Genomic DNA, 17,379 nt, shown 5'->3' on the forward strand with positions numbered 1-17,379 from the left:
ATGTTGAATGCGTTCGTTGGTTCTCGATTTTCAGGAAATGGAAAAAACGCAGCTTTGGCTCGTTGGCGGAAAAGGGTTACATTTAGGGGAATTATCAAAAATCGAAGGAATACAGGTTCCCGAAGGATTTTGTGTTACAACCGTGGGATATCAAAGAGCCATCGAACAAAACGAAACGTATCATGCTTTGCTGGGTCGACTAACTATGCTAAAAGCAGAAGATCGAGATCAAATTGGGGAAATCAGCAAGAAGATCAGACAAACCATTATGGATATAGAAATTCCTCCCGATGTAGTGACAGCCGTAACTCACTATCTCTCCCGGTTTGGCGAGGAACATGCTTATGCCGTGCGTTCTAGTGCGACTGCCGAAGATTTACCGCATGCCTCTTTTGCCGGTCAACAAGACACCTATTTAAACATCATCGGCGTCGATGCCATCTTGCAGCATATCAGCAAATGCTGGGCTTCCCTATTTACGGATCGCGCGGTGATCTACCGTATGCAAAATGGATTTGACCACAGTCAAGTTTATTTATCCGTTATTGTGCAAAGGATGGTTTTCCCACAGGCTTCAGGGATATTATTTACCGCCGATCCGATGACCTCGAGCCGAAAGGTGTTATCCATCGATGCCAGTTATGGACTTGGAGAAGCGCTGGTCTCTGGTTTAGTATCTGCCGATGGTTATAAAGTACGGGAAGGGGAGATCGTCGATAAGAGGATAGCAGCCAAAACATTGGCGATCTATGGACGAAAAGAAGGCGGAACGGAGACAAAGCAGATCGATCCTGATCAGCAAAAGACTCAAACACTTACTGATGAGCAAATTCTACAACTGGCACGCATCGGAAGACAAATCGAAGCTTATTTCGGCCAGCCCCAAGATATCGAATGGTGTTTGGCCAATGATACCTTTTATATTGTTCAGAGTCGGCCAATCACGACTTTATATCCGATCCCTGAAGCGAGCGATCAAGAAAATCACGTCTATATCTCTGTTGGTCATCAACAAATGATGACGGATCCTATAAAACCACTGGGGTTGTCTTTTTACCTGTTAATTACTTCTGCACCTATGCGTAAAGCCGGTGGGAGGTTGTTTGTCGATATTTCAGCTATGTTGGCTTCGCCTGTCGGCAGAGATGCGTTACTAACTCTGGGACGATCCGATCCGCTCATAAAAGACGCACTTGAGACCATTATAGAGCGAGATTTTATAAAACTGGTGCAGACTGATGATAAAGAACTGAGTTCCGGGAATCGCGGTAAAGGCAAGTCGTCCGCAGGCGTTCAAGCGCAATTCGAACACGATCCGGCAATCGTTTCCGATTTGATTAAGAGCAATCAAGCTTCAGTAGAAGAACTAAAACATAACATCCAAGCGAAATCGGGATCGGATTTGTTTGATTTTATTCTGGAAGATATCCAACAATTAAAGAAGATCTTATTCGACCCCCGAAGTTCCTCTGTGTTTATGGCGGCTATGGATGCTTCCGAATGGATCAACGAGAAAATGATGAAGTGGTTGGGGGAAAAAAACGCAGCCGATACGCTTTCGCAATCCGTGCCCCACAATATTACTTCGGAAATGGGTCTGGCGTTGTTGGATGTCGCAGATGCGATCCGTCCTTATCCGGAAGTGATTGAATATTTGCAACATGTAAAAGATGATCCCTTTTTGGATGAACTACCTAAGTTTGAAGGCGGACAGGAAGCCCGAGACGCGGTGCAAGCTTATCTCAACAAATACGGTATGCGATGTGCCGGAGAAATCGATATTACTCGAACGCGTTGGAGCGAAAAACCGATTACGCTTGTGCCTTTAATTCTGAATAACATCAAAAACTTTGAGCCTCACGAAAGCAATAGGAGATTTGAGCAAGGGCGACAGGAAGCTCTGCAAAAAGAACAAGACTTATTATATCGATTGAAGCAATTGCCGGATGGTGAACAAAAAGCCAAAGAAACCAAACGAATGATCGACCTCGTCCGGAATTTCATCGGTTATCGTGAATATCCAAAATACGGGTATATTAATCGCTACTTCGTTTATAAGCAGGCTTTACTGAAAGAAGCCGAACAACTCGTACAAGTGGGTGTTATTCATGAAAAAGCAGATATATATTATCTCACTTTTGAGGAACTTCACGAAGTCGTACGCACACATAAACTGGATTACCGGATGATCAACAAACGAAAAGACGAGTACAAAATATATGAAAAACTAACTCCGCCGCGTGTTATCACCTCGGATGGTGAAATCATCGCAGGCGAGTACAAACGAGAGAATCTCCCTGTCGGAGCGATTGCAGGTCTGCCTGTTTCCTCCGGGGTTATAGAGGGGCGAGCACGTGTCCTCTTAAACATGGAAGATGCTGATCTGGAAGATGGAGATATATTAGTCACATCCTTTACTGACCCTAGCTGGACACCATTGTTTGTATCCATCAAAGGCCTAGTCACCGAAGTGGGTGGACTGATGACCCATGGAGCAGTTATTGCACGTGAATATGGCTTACCCGCAGTTGTCGGCGTGGAAAATGCCACCAAACTGATCAAAGACGGGCAACGAATTCGCGTGAATGGAACAGAAGGGTATATCGAAATATTGTAATGAATGAATACGTGTGGTCAATGTCCAGCTTCGGGACTTCGGAAACGCCGCTAAACTATTCGCAGGCGTCGATTAGTGACTTCTTGCCAGATGAGGCGACACAGCAAGTCGAACCTCTAGTTGAGGCAGGCGGCCAAGCAATCAAGAGATTCCTCCAATCCCTCTGAGTTTGATGGTAGACGCGTGCTGTTTTGCAAGGTTTGAGACTAGCTAGAAACGATCTTTCCTAGTGTATTTCGAGAGAACAAATCTATAAACGCGTCATTCCCATGGAGGGGTGAGAGGCAAATCGAGAATATCGGTTTGCCTCTTGTTTTGTTATAACGATGCCTAGTCTCGAGCTACGGTCAGTCAATCCGTCTGTTATAATGATGGATGAGTGAATTTGCAAGGATTGATTTAACATGTGGTAGAGAAAACAATTTTATGTTCACTACTCATCATTGGAAACATCTTACTCTTTTATTAAATGATGTTTATGCGAATCCTTAAGCAATTAATTAACAGGCGGTGTAACCCAAATAAATATCAGGAGGAATTTGTATGAGTCATGTTTATGTAAAAAGTGAGTTTGCTCCATTAAAAAGAGTCGTTATGGCTCAATCTGAATTTGCATTCCCATCGAAGGAAGATTTAGGTGATGAAGATTTCTTAACAGAAGAAAGTAGAGATTTATATAGAGGTAAGGACTATTAGGTAAAAACTATAGAGAGGTTTTCCCAGAAAGACAGAAAGAATGGGAAGCTGAAAGAGCAAATTTAAAGAAAGTTTTAGAAAAATATAATGTAGAAGTAATCGTTCCTAGGCTGCTAACGGACTATGAAAAGGAGATGGGGAAAGAGGATGGTTATAGTAATTTCTTCGTAAGAGATCCTTTCTTCACAGTAGGGCATTTTTTAATAGAAGGGTCTCTTAGATTTCCGCATAGAAGAAATGAAATACTACCTGTTAGAAATATATTAGCAATGGAGTCAAACGATAATAAATGCTTATACTTATCTATTCCTAAACCAGATATATCAAAAGGGCAATACTCAGAGGATGGGCCATTTTTAGAGGGAGGAGATGTTTTAGTCCTGGATAAAACTATATTTGTAGGTAGATCTGGACTTGCATCAAATGAAAATGGTGTTAAATGGATGAGGAATTTGGTAAGAAACTTTGGATATGAGGTAGTCGAGGTACCCCTTCATCATACAATACTTCATCTTGACTGTGCTATTAGCTTGGTTAGAGACGGGTTAATGATTGTTTGTGAAGAAGCATTATTAGATGGCATACCTGAACAGTTTAAAGGTTGGGATAAAATAAATGTAACATTAGATGACGCTTCCAGACTTGCAACAAATGGTCTTCCTGTAAATGAAAATGTATATATTACAGATCATGAATTTAAATTTATTGGAGATGAGTTAGAAAAAAGAGGGATTAACGTAGAGTATGTAGATTTTAAAATATCAAGAAGTTTCGGTGGATCTTTCAGATGTAGCACTCAGCCTCTTTTAAGAAGTGATGGCTAAATGTTATAAGAGGTCGCATCCATTGCGGCTTTTTTTGTTTTAAGTACAATTTGGATTGACTATATCAACGTATGTTATCATGGTAAGTAATGAGCAATTTAAAACTTAGCTAATACTTGGAGGGAGTACTCATTAATAACGTCGCCTTGAATGAAGCCATGTCCATGTTAAAGAAGACGAGCCGTACTTTTTATATACCCATTAGTTATTTGGATTTAGGATTAAAGGAGGCTGTTACATCTGCCTATCTATGTATGCGAGCAATAGACGAAATCGAGGATCATAATGAACTTACTGACGAATTGAAAGTTGAATTGCTTTTTGGGATTCATGAAATATTTAAGTCGCAGGATATTATGGAAGCAACACCAATACTCCTATCACCTTATCGGACCGTATTACCAGAAGTTACGATGCAACTAGATAAATGGGCGATTCTTTGTCCGTCTTCCGGAGCTCCAATCGTATATCATTACATCGCAAAGATGGCGTTACATATGTCTGAATGGGTTCAGAGCGGGTGGAACATTCATACAGAAGAGGATCTGGATCGATATACCTATAGCGTTGCTGGTATGGTTGGAGAAATGTTATCCGAACTATGGTTATGGCATGACGGAACGCAATCTGATCTAACGAAGGCGGTTGCCTTCGGAAGAGGGCTACAGTCGGTAAATATACTTAGAAATAGAGATGAGGATCTTAAACGTGGCGTTGACTTCTTCCCTGATGGTTGGGGATTTCATGAGATGCAACAGTATACGCGCCGTAATTTACAAACCGCAGACTCTTATATCGCAGACCTGAAGGATGGTCCAGCGTTAAAGTTTTGCAAGATTCCATTAGCGTTAGCTCATGCTACAGTCAACCTCATTTCTGCGGGTGGAAGTAAATTAACGCGGGATACGGTTCTAAAAATTGTGAATCGTGTGACTGGATAATATAATTACTTCATATCAGAACGTTGGATGATGGACAGTCCCGGCTTAGCAGGGCTGTCCTTTTTCACGTAGTCTGTGTGTGAGAACAATTTCGTTCATGTTGTAGCAAGTGGGTGCCTATCCTCCCAATTATTAGTCAAAGGGCTGCTTAAGACTAAAACAATGAGCAATGTGACAATTATGTCATACGGAATGGGATATTGTTATATTAATCGATGGGAATATATAGATGTCCCCCTTATACTGGAAATTGCTGAACAATTTTGTTTCCGAAGGGGGATATTCATTGATGACTGATGTAGTTAAAGCAATAATACTTGGCATTATAGAGGGCTTAACTGAATTTTTACCGGTATCGTCTACCGGACATCTTATTTTAGCAGGCAATTTGCTGAGCTTTGAGGGAGACGCTGCAATAACTTTTAAAATTGTTATTCAGTTGGGTGCAGTTATGGCGGTTCTCATTCTTTATTGGAAAAGATATTTGGAAATTGGCGCTAATCTCATTAGAATGGATTTTTCCCAAAGTAAAGGATTAAATGTCATTCATATGATTTTGGCTATGTTACCGGCATTAATTCTATATCTTCTCTTCAAGGACACTATAAAAAGCCAATTATTCGGCCCAACCCCTGTCTTGATCGGTCTAGTTGCCGGTGGATTGTTGATGATCATTGCTGCACGGAGTAGGAGAACTGAAACCGCTGATACGATGGATGGGATTAATTACAAGCAAGCTTTCGGGATTGGCCTGTTCCAATGTTTGGCTTTGTGGCCGGGATTTTCGAGATCGGGTTCGACGATTTCAGGCGGACTTTTGCTTGGCACCAGCCAAAAAGCCGCCGCAGATTTTACGTTCCTTATTTCCGTACCTGTTATGTTTGGTGCAAGCTTGTTGGATTTATACGATAGTCGCGATTTGCTGAATGCTGACGATTTCTTTCTCATGTTCATTGGCTTTACGACATCCTTTCTTGTGGCACTGATTGCAGTCGTGACGTTCATCAAACTGATTAAGCGACTTCGATTGGAATGGTTTGCGCTATACCGTTTTGTCTTAGCAGCTCTCTTCTATTTAATTGTCATCCAATGACCGGTTTTCGGCATGAATTGCTAAAGAAATCTATTCCGCTACCATTTTGCTAAAAGAAAATCCTAGTATAATAAGAAAAAACGCAGCCGGAAAGCTGCGTTTTTTGTACTATGAAGACGAGCTTGCCCAAGGTTTTTTTAACATCATATTGAACCTTATTGGGCGATGGAGCCAATATCAGGTGTAAGTCCTAAGATGGAGGCCGGCCCTATGAATGAAATGGATATCCAACCTTGGCTCATCCGGATGAGCCAGGGAGATGAAGAAGCGTTCCAGGCAGTTTATGATTTAACGCGTGATCAGGCTTTCGGATTAATCTATTATCTTACCCCAAGCAAGCACGACGTCCCGGATATTATGAGCGAGGTGTATATCGAATTGTTTAAGAGCCTGGACAATTATAGGCTGGAGCAGAAATTCAGTTCTTGGTTCAACGGCTTAATTATCAGGCAAGTTCGGAACTGGAAGCGAAAAAGCTGGCGCAGGAATCGAATATTGGAAAGGGTGAAAGGAGTGTTTTCCGAACCGCCTCCATTGGCGATGGAAGATCGAGTATCCCTCCTTAGTGACCGCCTGGAGCTGATTCCGATGCTTGAAGCGCTGCCTATGAAGCTCAAAGAGGTTGTCGTCCTCAGGTATTATCAGGATTTGACCCTTGAAGAAATCGCCCATTTGGTAAAGGTTCCAATAGGCACCGTAAAATCCAGGCACCATCATGCCCTGAAACGACTGCGCCATATGTATAGCCAGCGGGACCACAGAAAGGAGCGGGACGGTTATGTCTATTGAACAACAATTGAAAGACGAGTTTGAAGAAAACACAAAAAACATGGTGTGTCCTCCTTCTATAGATCTGCGAGTAATGAACGTCTACAGGAAACAAATGCTGGAGAAGAAGGGAGAACAACCGATGAGAAGAAGATGGAAATGGTCCAAGGCCGTAATGGTCATTTTACTGATTGCGGTCGTAAGCGGCTTTGCTTATGCAGGTCGAACGCTGCTGTTTGAAGAGACGAAAGGCAATATGACAATGTCCGCCGTAACGTTAGAGGATGTAAAGTTAAGCAAAACTCAGCTCGAGAGTATCCGCCTGGCACGAAATGAGGTGAAAGCCCAGCTAAACCCGGGAGAGTCAGCCGTCGTCTATTTAACCGATTTGGATAACGTCAAGAGCTTGCCGTTCATTCTTGTCTCGCAGCCGGAAGTGAACGAGGACCTGGATACTTGGAGAAAGGTATTAACGGACCGTCATTTTGATGTTTTGCCTCCAGCTTCCTTGCTTGGAACGTACAGGTTCGCGGGAGGAATGGAGCTGTCTCCTTTCGGCTTTTATGTGGGCTCCGAAACGGATATCACAGCTTTAATGGAAGAGTTGAAAGCCGAAAGCGAAGAGACGGGAAAAGACTTTACATGGAGAAAAACGCCCGTACCAACCTCGTTTCCGTTGTTAACTTACACATCCGTATACCGGAACTCAGATCAAGAGACGATGTATTTGGTCATGGAAACCGCGCCCGATTCCACAGTGAAATTACAGATGGTAGCCCCATCTTCAGCGAAATATGAAGAAATGAACCTGAATGGACATACGGCCCATTATTTTAAAAAAGATTCATATATATATACCGACAGCCAATTCTACCAAGAAATCAGCTGGATGCTTGAAAAAGAGGGGCAGGCGATCATTTATCGGTTAGGCAGCGATTCGACGGCTATGACTAAAGAGCAGCTGATGGAAGCCGCAAGAAGTCTATAGGGTGATAACGGCTGGGAATGGCTAATACTAAATGAAGAGGAAGGCGGAAGCTACTCGAGTTTCACCATTTCAAATGACTGGAGGGACAGAAACGGTTAATGGGAGTTGATTCCATATGTGGAGTATGGTAAATTTGTCTTATTCAGTAAAGAAAGGGTGACCAAAAGCCGATGATTTATTAATCCTATCCACCAAGAAAATCTATTTTCCAGGTTTTCGGGATAGGATTAGTGTGGGCTTTTATATGTGAACATAAATTGCGACTGCTTTTTTTTTGTATAGCAGCACGTCTTTGTGTTTGTATGTGTGCCTCCTATCCGTTGACCGGAAAGGAGGTTTTTTTGTGTGGCCGATAATGGTTTGAAAGATGGTAGCGTTCCAGCCGGATAAATTGCGATGAGAGGGATGATGTAGAAATGACAGGACCGAATCCAGATGAGAGATATCCTCTCCCCGGGGATAACAATCTCCAATTTATTAAGAACACGATCACGAAACCTAATATTATCGCAGGAGATTATTCATACTATTATGCATTAAACGGAGAATCATTTGAGGATCAAGTATTATACCATTATGAATTCATTGGAACTAAATTAATAATCGGAAAGTTTTGTTCAATTGCTTCCGAAACCAGATTTATGATGGATGGAGGGAACCATCGGATGGACGGCTCAACCTTTCCATTTAATATCTTTGGAAACGGTTGGGAGAAATTCACTCCATCTATAGAAAATTTGCCGATCAAGGGTGATACGATCATTGGAAATGACGTATGGATCGGAAGGCGTGCAACGATCATGGCAGGTGTACAGATTGGCGACGGGGCTATCATTGGCGCAGAAGCTGTCGTTGCAAAGAATGTGGAGCCCTATACGATCGTTGGAGGAAATCCTGCAAGGGAAATCCGCAAGCGGTTTTCAACAGAAATCATTCAAGAGTTATTGGAAATCAAATGGTGGGATTGCGATATCGAAGTCATCAATCAATATATTGGCGCGATTGGAAGCGGCAATATGGATTTGCTTAGAAAGATGAGACGGTAGACGGCGAATTCTTCACCGTACGAACAAAATGTTAATTCAAGGCTCACGGGCAGACAAGTGTTGGACCATTTATACCCATGGTCAAAGCATAAGAGTATAAAGTAAAATGACCGGTTGAACGCCGGTCATTTTTTTGTTTAGGATGAGAGTTTTTGCATTGTTACGTGAGTGTAAGAATCAGAAGGTTCCGTACAAAATGGGACGATTCCATAGATGGGGGTTGGAGGGGGTGAGGCTCAGTTCTGATCATACACGCCGTACCTCATTCTTTTGAAAATTTTTTTAAAAGGAGATCTATTTTTTTGTGCAATTGTTGCAGTTCCTTATTGTAGTGTCTGTAAGTTAATAAACCGAGAATTGATTTGATACCAAAAAAGATGATGGCTGCAATTACGATTAACAAATAATTGTGAGCCATTTGTCCGAGCCAGCTGTTGATTTTAACCATGATAACCCTCCTTCATGAAGAGTATTTCCTTTTCAGTAATGAACTTATGCCACGGAATTGTCGGACGTCGTGAATGATCTTCTACATAAAATCGGATATTTCTCCCTGGAAAGTTTTAAAGAGTGCTCAATTGACGTTCTAAAGCAGATTAAGCTTTTTGTAATCGCCCTAAAGGGTGGCTATGGAAAGCTTAATTTCCGTTTTAATGAACTTATGGTCCCGAGTTTGCACTCGTGTTAGAATACTCATTCTTTAAATGGTACTAAGTCAGACGAATATTATCGTATATATCCTTCTCCTAACGGGTAATTACTAACAGCACAGCAATCGCGTGACGACGAAGCGAGAAAGGAGTTTAAACGAATGAAACGCAAACTGTTAATAACCGGAGCGGCGGGCACCATAGGGAATGTAATCTACAAGGGGCTGCAAAAAGACAATCGGTATGACATTGTCGGAGCGGATATACAGGCGGATGATAAGCAAGGCATTGTACAAATGGACATCGTGGACGAGGCCCGGTTGGCCGAGCTCACGCAAGGAATTGACACGGTGCTTCATTTTGCCTGGATAAAGGACAACGGGGATTTTCTCGGTAAGGTGCTGGCTGGTAACGTGAGCGGTGCATACAAGTTATTTGAGGCAGCGGTGCAAAATGGCGTTCGCCGCATTATTTTTGCCAGTTCCAATCATGCGACCGGTTTCTATAAGACTTCCGAGAAGGTAGAGCCTGACGATCCGTACCGTCCGGATAGCTTTTACGGGCTCAGCAAATGTTATATCGAACTGCTGGGCCGACTTTATTCAGATCAGGGCAAGATCTCTTCGTTAAATATTCGTATTGGCAACTTTCCTGGGGACGATCGTCCTCATTCTGAGCGTGCGGGGCATATCTGGATATCCGAGCGTGATATGCTCCAACTGATCGTTTGTTGCATTGAAGCTGATGACGAACTTAAGTATTTAAATCTGTACGGCACCTCCGCCAATAGCGATAACTACTACAACATCGATTATCTGAAGGACTTGATCGGATACCAACCTCAGGATGACGCAACCAAGCTGCTTGAGCTAGCCAAAGCAGCGGGACGCAAGGTGCATCAGGATGAGACGGTCTATCAGGGGGGACAGCAGCAATAGCAACTTCGAAGATTCACCGGTAACCTGGAGTCCAAGCATCGATAAAGATCGGTGTTGTCTGCAGGTTTGGCGACTGAAAGCCGCATGTATTGCGGCTTTTTTCATTTTGAGTTAAAGGCTTCTTTCTAACAAGGACCCGACTTGTTTGGCCATGACTTGCGGCGAGTAGGGCATTCCATTTCGGATCCACCATTCAATGACACCTACATAAGCAGTGCCGGCATATTGCAGCATCACATCTTCATTTAATTCCGCATTTTTTCCGCTTTCTTTGTCAATCTCACCTCTGAATCCTTCCATGAATGAAGTAAGCAGCCGCGTTCTGAAAGAGGAAGGGGCACCTTTGGACGCTAACATGGTTGAAAATAGCACATAGTTCTTTTCAAAATATTCGAAATACGGAACAAGAGCATCCGCCCATTCCATCTCACATGCCCATGTATCCATCTCTTTTAATTCATTAATGTGTGCCTCCATGATTTGATTCAATAAATCATACTTGTCCTGATAATGCAGATAAATGGTACCGCGGTTTAAATTTGCCTGGTCTGCAATGTCTTGAATGGTAATGTCATCGAAGTTTTTTTCAGCCATCAATTCAATAACGGCATTTTTTAAGGATTCCTGCGTTTTTAGAATTCTCCGATCTACTTTGGCCATCTTTTCTTTTCCCCCTGACCTTCCCAAAATAATGAACATTTTTGATGATGTTGTTGATATATCAACAAATTACGCTTATTTAACCATTGAACTTCGACTTCTTTCTTCTATAATAATAGACACAAGTTGATTAAACAACTTATTTTGTTTAACCACTCTCTGTGGATTACGACGATTCCCAAATAAAAATGATATTACCTGGAGGTTATACATGATGAATGCTAATGCACGTGCTGTGTTCGGTCCGGAAGGTCCGTTCAAACTAACCACGATTGAGCGTAGGGATCTTAAGCCGCATGATGTCCTCATTGAGATCAAGTACGCCGGTATTTGCCACTCTGACATCCATACCGCTCGCGGGGACTGGGGGCCGGTCCAATATCCACTCGTTCCAGGACATGAAATCGCCGGCATTGTCACCCAGGTTGGTCCGGAAGTCACAAAGTATACGGTTGGTGACAGAGTAGGGGTTGGGTGCATGGTTGATTCCTGCGGTGAGTGCGAGAGCTGCCAAAGAGGTGAGGAGCAATATTGTCTTCATGGACATACGGGTACCTACGCAGCTATCGATAGATATGGAAAATATACACAGGGTGGTTATTCCACCCACATCGTCGTAACGGAAGATTTCGTGGTCCGAATTCCTGACGGCATTGATCTTGATGCCGCCGCACCGCTTTTATGTGCTGGGATCACAACGTACTCGCCGCTGCGCCATTGGGGTGCTGGTCCTGGCAAAAGAATCGCGGTTGTTGGACTTGGCGGCCTCGGACACATGGCTGTGAAGCTTGCTCATGCCATGGGAGCAGAAGTAACGGTTGTTTCTCAAACCTTGAAGAAGAAAGAAGACGGCTTGAAGTTAGGCGCGGACCATTATTATGCCACCAACGATCCGGAGACATTTAAGAAGCTAGCCGGTACGTTTGATCTCATCGTGAATACGGTGAGCGCCAAGATCGATTTGAATGCCTACCTGTCACTGCTGGCAGTGGACGGTACCTTGGTGAACGTCGGTGCACCGCCGGAGGCATTGCCTGTTCAAGTGTTCTCTCTTATCCCGCATCGTCGGTCGTTTGCTGGATCGGCAATCGGCGGTATTCGAGAAACACAGGAAATGCTGGATTTCTGCGCCGAACACCACATTACGCCTGAGATCGAGGTTATCTCCGCCAATCAGATTGATGAGGCTTGGGAACGCGTACTTGCTTCGGATGTCCGGTATCGATTTGTCATCGATATCAGCACAATGGAGAACGAATAAGAATTCATTGCATTCCAAAATAATGAAGGGCACGCCGAGTGGTGTGCCCTTCAGATTGGATGAGAAGAGTTGGTCGTGCGTACGAATAAATGCGATAACACCTAAAGCAAATGCGTTATTTTAAAGAGAACAATCAATCAGTTATAGGAGATAGAGGAATGAAATATAAGACCAAAAAGAATTCTCTCGGATTTGCCCTGATCTTGGCAGCATTTTCGGCATTAGGGCCATTTACGGTTGATATGTATCTTGCATCGCTTCCGCAAATCGCTGTTTTTTTTGGAACAAGCGCAGCGGCGGTTCAAGCGAGTTTAACCACCAGCCTGTTAGGTTTGGGATTAGGACAGTTGATCATGGGGCCGCTAAGTGACATTTATGGAAGACGTCCGCCTTTGCTGACTTCCATGATATTGTATATCCTGTCCTCGATCGGATGCGCTTTTGCACCGAGCATAGAGTGGTTCATATGTTTAAGATTTATTCAAGGGGTTGCTGCATCGGCAGGGCTCGTTATTTCGCGAGCTATTGTTCGAGACGGGTTTAGCGGGGTTGAAATGACGAAGTTTATCGCGCTCTTAACGATGATAAGCAATGTGGCTCCGTTAATTTCGCCGACGCTCGGAAGTGCGGTTATGTCCAACAGCTCATGGATAGCCGTATTTATATTTTTAGGGGCGCTAGGCATAGCATTAACGGCGATAACCATAGGAGGGTTAAAGGAAAGCTTACCTGTACAGCAGCGGGTACCAAGCAATCCCCGGTCGTTGGTCAAAAATTATAACAGCTTGTTCCGAGAGCGGTCGTTTATGGGATATGCTATTGTCAATGGCATCTTGTTCGCAGGTGTCTTCGCCTATGTTGCGGGCACCCCATTTATCTATCAAAACATGTACGGCGTGTCGCCGCAAATGTTCTCGATCCTCTTTGCGTTGAATGGACTTGCTATTATTTCGGGATCTCAATTCGTTAAACTTCTTGCAGGCCGGGTAACAGAAAGCCGACTATTTAGGATCGGGTTAATTATAGCGTTTCTATCTTCTGCGGCAATCTTGTTCGTCGTATTGGTACATGGAGCACTGTCTGCCATGTTTATTTCGATCTTCTTATTTGCTTTTTCCATTGGGGTCATAGGGCCTATCTCTTTTACGTTAGCCATGGAGTCGCAGGGGCATATTGCAGGCAGCGCTTCCGCCGTGCTCGGCTCCTTACAATTCGCGTTAGGTGCCGTGACGTCTCCGCTTGTGGGAATTGCGGGAGAAAACTCTGCGATTCCTTTTGGAATTGTCATCTTTTCTACCAGTTTATTATCTATTGCTGCCTATCTCTTCCTGATTCAAGGGAGACAAAAATTATCCGGCGGTAAAACTAGCTCTGAATCTCATACGTAAATGTAAAGGTGAACGATTTAAAAAGGCAGTTGATGCGCTGCCTTTTTCTTCAATCGGTATGATGGTGAACTTTGAGGCATTATGGGTTGTTAGCTTTCAATTGGCCATTCCTTGTGTATTGAGTATAGTTGTTATAGTAGCAAGCCACATGCACGAAATTGACAAGCGACCATACAACAAGCCATATAATAGGTGACGACAGGGTAGTCCAAAGACCGGACCAAGGCAGCACGCGCCCTCCGCCGATAAACGTCAGCAATGGGGGGAGAGACAAGAGGATAAGGGCCGGAATCAGCCTAACGACCATGATCAGAATAAACATACCGGTCGTAAGGCGTTTCTTCCTCCGACGGATACGAACATAAGCATAGGCACCCCAGACAAGCGTTGCGAGAATCAGCGTCATCATGATCATTGCCATGTTTCGGTCGTTAAGAAAAGAGATTTCGGGCTGATCTCCCCTCATAATAGCCGCGATCCCATCGATGACTTCCGAGTAATTCACAAATGCGTTCAATCCCGAATTAAACATCACCGTAATCCCCATCTGCTCGTCCAAATACACCGTTTCTTCCGACTTATACGTCCAGAAAATGCCGCTGTGAGAGATTGTACGGCCGCGTGATTCGTCTTGGTCTGCGAGCCATCCCATGCCGTACGGCGAAGTCTCTCCGGCTGAATGAAATTGATTCCTCAGCGCCGGGGAAAGAAGGTGGCCGCTATATTGGGCAATCATCCACTTGGACATGTCTTCCGCGGTTGAAACGATGCCTGCAGGACCATCAATAAACCACAGCGGCTCTGAGCGACTCACGGAGCGGCCTAGAATTGAGTAATGACCTGGTGGGATAGCTTCATTCCGATTGATTTGATGCGTCGTGCTGACACTGTAGGTATGGTTCATCCCCAGGGGTTTAAAAATATGACGATTCAAGTAATCTGAAAAACGCTCATCACTGATGCTTTCCACGAGGTTCGCCAACAGCACGTAATTAGGATTATGGTAGCTGTAAGTTGTTCCAGGTTTATGGGCGAGTTCAACCTCGTTTAATAACCGGTTTGCCTCAGGCAGTGATTGGAATTGCGGAGTCCTCGTCATATCGGGATTTGTACTATCAGTCAGACCGCTGGTCTGATTCAATAAATGCCGAACCGTAATGTCATGAACTCGGGGATCCCGCGGCGAAAGTTCGGGAAAATAGGAAACGTAAGTCTCATCCAGATCAATCCTGCCTCTATCCACCAACTGCAGTACGGCTAATGCGGTAAAGGACTTGCTAAGCGAAGCAATGGGAAAAGGTGTTTCGCCCGTTATGCTTTTGCTATCTGCAAATGTACCATAGCCTTTAGTGTAGAAGGCCTCTTCGTTTAGGGAAATCGCCAAGGACGCACCTTCGATATGGTTGGCCTTCAAGCTCTGACTCATGTATTCGTCGATCTCCCGCCAAATTTCCGTGCGGTCTCGGACTTCCAAGGCGGATACGGACTTTGCCATCGCGGTCCATAACAGCAGCAAGCAGGTAAATACGATGAACAATCTTTGTTTAGTGTTCGGCATCATAGCACCCCTTCAATCAAGATAAGGAAATGCTATCGGATAATGTTCAACTATTTATCAACTACAATCCAAAACTTGCCGTCACACATCCACCGCCATGAGGTCCATTTTCGACCTGCAAGCTCCCATCATGTATTTCGCTAAGCACCTTGCAAACATATAGTCCTAGCCCACGATGTTCGGTGGCATCCCACATGTCCCCGCGGTAAAAAGGGAGCGCAGCCTTGTCCAGGGCTTCCTCCGAGAAACCGTGTCCGTCGTCCGTGACGGTAATATGCATAGAGTCACCCCGAATGACATAGCGAGCGTTCACCTGATGGGTTGCGTATCGCGCCGCATTGGCCACCAGGTTCTCGAATACCTGCATGACGACATGGGCATCCAGGTTGATTTCAGCATTAGCGTTTTCAATGGAAAAGGCGAAGCTTTTGTCGAATTGTCTAACAATTTGTTCAGCACTATTGTTCAACATAGCCGTGAAAGGGAGGATGTCCATCCGACGCGATGCACCGGGACATCCTCCAGCTTTTGAATCGAGTTCATGGCCTCCGCATAGTTCTCCAGGCGAACGATGTGAAGGTTCATGGTATGGATCAGGTCCAGCACCTTTGCTTCTGACAATTTCTTCTCGGGAAAATAGGTCGCGAGAAACTCGGCGTATCCTTTCAGCACAGACAGCGGCGTCCTCAGATCATGGGCAAAAATAGCATTGAGCTGCTTGCGCTCCTCAACCGAACGCCAGAGCGCTTTTAAATTTTTTTCCAATTGTGATCGCATATTTTCAAATATGGCGATCAGCTCGCCCATCTCGTCCCGGCTGTCATAGGAGATGCTGAAGCCTAGATCATTGGCCGAAATCTTCTCGGATGCTTGCTTCAGAATCTCCAGCGGTCGTTTAAGTTTCCATCTGTAAAATAGAACGGACATAGTGACAATTCCGGCGGCTACGGTCAGCAGCACCGCCGCGACGAGGGAGGGCAGAATCCAATTGGTCTCTCCAAAACGCCCCCGCAGGTTCTCCGCCCAGGCGAACTCCACGGTGATGATGGCCAGTACGGCCAAGAGCGTGAGAATGCATAACAGGATGAAGGAGTGCAGCAAGTTAAGTCTTTTTAGCAGCAGCCTATTCACGAGTTTGGCCATTTGTATCCAACTCCCCAAACCGTCTCGATTCGATCGTCGCAGCCGTATTCCTTGAATTTGGAGCGAATTCGCCGAATATGCTCTGCGATGACGCTGCTATCGCCTTCTTCGTCCAGTCCCCAAATTTTTTCGTACATGCGCTCCTTCTCGAACACCATGCCGGAATTCATAGACAGCAGCTCGATAATGTCGAACTCTTTTTTTGCCAGAGGAATTCGTTTATCCTGGAAATAGAGCTCGCGGGCCGTATAGTTAATGACTAAATCGTGATTAAACCTCACCGAGGCTTTGGTTAGGATTCGCTGTTCCCTGCGCAAATGCGCTTCGAGCCTGGCGCCGAGCTCGCGAATACTGAAAGGTTTTAGGATATAGTCATCGCCGCCTGCCCGAAAGCCGGCTATTTTATCCGCATCTTCGATTCGAGCGGTCAAAAATAAGATCGGGCACGAGACAAAACCTCTGATTCTTTCGCATAGTTCAAGGCCGTTCTGCTCTGGCATGTTGATATCGAGCAAAACGAGATCGGGACCAAGTTCTACTTTTCGCAGAGCCTCCCGGCTGTCCTTGGCCGTCATGACGAAATAGCCGTTGATTTCAAAGTAATCGGTCAGCAGCTTTCGAAGATCCGCTTCATCGTCCACGATTAGTATCTTATGCATTCATGCTTCATCTCCAGTTTTCATGTGTTTGATTTCAGCATATCAAAGATGATCCGGCATACCAATCGGATTTTAATTGAAAGCATGGAAAGTCAGTGGCAGTGTAGACGAGGTTAACCAATCGTGGTATGAATAGTATTGGCTGAGTC

Annotated in this window: 17 protein-coding genes; 11 read left to right on the forward strand and 6 right to left on the reverse strand. The window is 44.5% G+C overall.

The annotated features are described in order from the left end of the window. Nucleotides 1-7 precede the first annotated feature (7 nt). From ppsA to vat(I), 8 genes are all read left to right on the forward strand, one after another. The gene (gene ppsA, locus PLA01S_RS14545; protein WP_127592831.1) at nucleotides 8-2,617 is read left to right on the forward strand and encodes a phosphoenolpyruvate synthase; all 2,610 of its coding nucleotides are present in this window, start codon (nucleotides 8-10) and stop codon (nucleotides 2,615-2,617) included. Between the two features lie 543 nt (nucleotides 2,618-3,160). Continuing rightward, nucleotides 3,161-3,313, forward strand: a complete 153-nt coding sequence (locus PLA01S_RS32520; protein WP_246059519.1) for a hypothetical protein — start codon at nucleotides 3,161-3,163, stop codon at nucleotides 3,311-3,313. 98 nt (nucleotides 3,314-3,411) lie between these two features. Beyond that, nucleotides 3,412-4,137, forward strand: a complete 726-nt coding sequence (locus PLA01S_RS14550; protein WP_246059569.1) for a dimethylarginine dimethylaminohydrolase family protein — start codon at nucleotides 3,412-3,414, stop codon at nucleotides 4,135-4,137. A 116-nt stretch (nucleotides 4,138-4,253) separates the two neighbouring features. Continuing rightward, the gene (locus PLA01S_RS14555; RefSeq protein ID WP_127592832.1) at nucleotides 4,254-5,078 is read left to right on the forward strand and encodes a squalene/phytoene synthase family protein; all 825 of its coding nucleotides are present in this window, start codon (nucleotides 4,254-4,256) and stop codon (nucleotides 5,076-5,078) included. Between the two features lie 289 nt (nucleotides 5,079-5,367). Continuing rightward, nucleotides 5,368-6,171: an undecaprenyl-diphosphate phosphatase gene (locus PLA01S_RS14560; RefSeq protein WP_127592833.1), complete on the forward strand. Its 804-nt coding sequence runs from the start codon at nucleotides 5,368-5,370 to the stop codon at nucleotides 6,169-6,171. A 210-nt stretch (nucleotides 6,172-6,381) separates the two neighbouring features. Further along, on the forward strand, nucleotides 6,382-6,960 hold the full coding sequence (locus PLA01S_RS14565; protein ID WP_127592834.1) for a sigma-70 family RNA polymerase sigma factor: 579 nt from the start codon (nucleotides 6,382-6,384) through the stop codon (nucleotides 6,958-6,960). Further along, a complete protein-coding gene (locus tag PLA01S_RS14570; protein WP_127592835.1) occupies nucleotides 6,950-7,927 on the forward strand; it encodes a hypothetical protein in 978 nt (325 codons plus the stop codon). The genes PLA01S_RS14565 and PLA01S_RS14570 overlap by 11 nt, the downstream gene beginning before the upstream one ends. Nucleotides 7,928-8,343: 416 nt before the next feature. Continuing rightward, nucleotides 8,344-8,973 carry a streptogramin A O-acetyltransferase Vat(I) gene (gene vat(I) / locus PLA01S_RS14575; RefSeq protein ID WP_127592836.1) on the forward strand — a complete coding sequence of 210 codons (630 nt, stop codon included), beginning with the start codon at nucleotides 8,344-8,346 and terminating at the stop codon, nucleotides 8,971-8,973. A 262-nt stretch (nucleotides 8,974-9,235) separates the two neighbouring features. Here vat(I) and PLA01S_RS14580 read toward each other — a convergent pair whose 3' ends face one another. Then, nucleotides 9,236-9,421 (reverse strand): DUF1049 domain-containing protein, encoded by a 186-nt coding sequence (locus PLA01S_RS14580; protein WP_127592837.1) that lies wholly within the window; start codon nucleotides 9,419-9,421, stop codon nucleotides 9,236-9,238. Between the two features lie 363 nt (nucleotides 9,422-9,784). On the opposite strand from PLA01S_RS14580, the gene PLA01S_RS14585 reads away from it, so the two are divergent. Further along, a complete protein-coding gene (locus PLA01S_RS14585; protein WP_127592838.1) occupies nucleotides 9,785-10,561 on the forward strand; it encodes an NAD-dependent epimerase/dehydratase family protein in 777 nt (258 codons plus the stop codon). Between the two features lie 111 nt (nucleotides 10,562-10,672). On the opposite strand, the gene PLA01S_RS14590 is transcribed toward PLA01S_RS14585, so the two are convergent. Beyond that, the gene (locus tag PLA01S_RS14590; RefSeq protein ID WP_127592839.1) at nucleotides 10,673-11,221 is read right to left on the reverse strand and encodes a TetR/AcrR family transcriptional regulator; all 549 of its coding nucleotides are present in this window, start codon (nucleotides 11,219-11,221) and stop codon (nucleotides 10,673-10,675) included. Nucleotides 11,222-11,432: 211 nt separating this feature from the next. On the opposite strand from PLA01S_RS14590, the gene PLA01S_RS14595 reads away from it, so the two are divergent. After that, nucleotides 11,433-12,482, forward strand: coding sequence for an NAD(P)-dependent alcohol dehydrogenase (locus PLA01S_RS14595; protein ID WP_127592840.1), 1,050 nt, complete (start codon nucleotides 11,433-11,435; stop codon nucleotides 12,480-12,482). Nucleotides 12,483-12,640: 158 nt separating this feature from the next. Beyond that, nucleotides 12,641-13,870, forward strand: coding sequence for a multidrug effflux MFS transporter (locus tag PLA01S_RS14600; protein ID WP_127592841.1), 1,230 nt, complete (start codon nucleotides 12,641-12,643; stop codon nucleotides 13,868-13,870). A 79-nt stretch (nucleotides 13,871-13,949) separates the two neighbouring features. Here PLA01S_RS14600 and PLA01S_RS14605 read toward each other — a convergent pair whose 3' ends face one another. From PLA01S_RS14605 to PLA01S_RS14615, 4 genes are all read right to left on the reverse strand, one after another. Then, nucleotides 13,950-15,428 (reverse strand): serine hydrolase domain-containing protein, encoded by a 1,479-nt coding sequence (locus PLA01S_RS14605; protein ID WP_127592842.1) that lies wholly within the window; start codon nucleotides 15,426-15,428, stop codon nucleotides 13,950-13,952. Between the two features lie 61 nt (nucleotides 15,429-15,489). Then, the gene (locus PLA01S_RS32525; protein WP_246059521.1) at nucleotides 15,490-15,900 is read right to left on the reverse strand and encodes a sensor histidine kinase; all 411 of its coding nucleotides are present in this window, start codon (nucleotides 15,898-15,900) and stop codon (nucleotides 15,490-15,492) included. Beyond that, nucleotides 15,894-16,571, reverse strand: a complete 678-nt coding sequence (locus PLA01S_RS32530; protein WP_246059524.1) for a HAMP domain-containing protein — start codon at nucleotides 16,569-16,571, stop codon at nucleotides 15,894-15,896. Before PLA01S_RS32530 ends, PLA01S_RS32525 begins: the two co-directional genes overlap by 7 nt. Further along, complete coding sequence (locus PLA01S_RS14615) at nucleotides 16,556-17,230, reverse strand: response regulator transcription factor (RefSeq protein ID WP_127592843.1); 675 nt, start codon at nucleotides 17,228-17,230, stop codon at nucleotides 16,556-16,558. Before PLA01S_RS14615 ends, PLA01S_RS32530 begins: the two co-directional genes overlap by 16 nt. Between the last annotated feature and the right edge of the window lie 149 nt (nucleotides 17,231-17,379).

This window comes from Paenibacillus lautus NBRC 15380 (genome assembly GCF_004000945.1).
Taxonomy (GTDB): Bacteria; Bacillota; Bacilli; order Paenibacillales; family Paenibacillaceae; genus Paenibacillus_AQ; species Paenibacillus_AQ lautus.

Bases quoted from the DNA above. Each gene is read 5' to 3' on its own strand.
- PLA01S_RS14570 (WP_127592835.1), top strand. From the start codon at position 6,950: ATGTCTATTGAACAACAATTGAAAGACGAGTTTGAAGAAAACACAAAA.
- PLA01S_RS32525 (WP_246059521.1), bottom strand. From the start codon at position 15,900: ATGTTGAACAATAGTGCTGAACAAATTGTTAGACAATTCGACAAAAGC.
- PLA01S_RS14565 (WP_127592834.1), top strand. From the start codon at position 6,382: ATGAATGAAATGGATATCCAACCTTGGCTCATCCGGATGAGCCAGGGA.
- PLA01S_RS14580 (WP_127592837.1), bottom strand. From the start codon at position 9,421: ATGGTTAAAATCAACAGCTGGCTCGGACAAATGGCTCACAATTATTTG.
- PLA01S_RS14605 (WP_127592842.1), bottom strand. From the start codon at position 15,428: ATGCCGAACACTAAACAAAGATTGTTCATCGTATTTACCTGCTTGCTG.
- PLA01S_RS32520 (WP_246059519.1), top strand. From the start codon at position 3,161: ATGAGTCATGTTTATGTAAAAAGTGAGTTTGCTCCATTAAAAAGAGTC.
- PLA01S_RS14595 (WP_127592840.1), top strand. From the start codon at position 11,433: ATGATGAATGCTAATGCACGTGCTGTGTTCGGTCCGGAAGGTCCGTTC.
- PLA01S_RS32530 (WP_246059524.1), bottom strand. From the start codon at position 16,571: ATGGCCAAACTCGTGAATAGGCTGCTGCTAAAAAGACTTAACTTGCTG.
- PLA01S_RS14600 (WP_127592841.1), top strand. From the start codon at position 12,641: ATGAAATATAAGACCAAAAAGAATTCTCTCGGATTTGCCCTGATCTTG.
- ppsA (WP_127592831.1), top strand. From the start codon at position 8: ATGCGTTCGTTGGTTCTCGATTTTCAGGAAATGGAAAAAACGCAGCTT.
- PLA01S_RS14590 (WP_127592839.1), bottom strand. From the start codon at position 11,221: ATGGCCAAAGTAGATCGGAGAATTCTAAAAACGCAGGAATCCTTAAAA.
- PLA01S_RS14615 (WP_127592843.1), bottom strand. From the start codon at position 17,230: ATGCATAAGATACTAATCGTGGACGATGAAGCGGATCTTCGAAAGCTG.
- PLA01S_RS14585 (WP_127592838.1), top strand. From the start codon at position 9,785: ATGAAACGCAAACTGTTAATAACCGGAGCGGCGGGCACCATAGGGAAT.
- PLA01S_RS14560 (WP_127592833.1), top strand. From the start codon at position 5,368: ATGACTGATGTAGTTAAAGCAATAATACTTGGCATTATAGAGGGCTTA.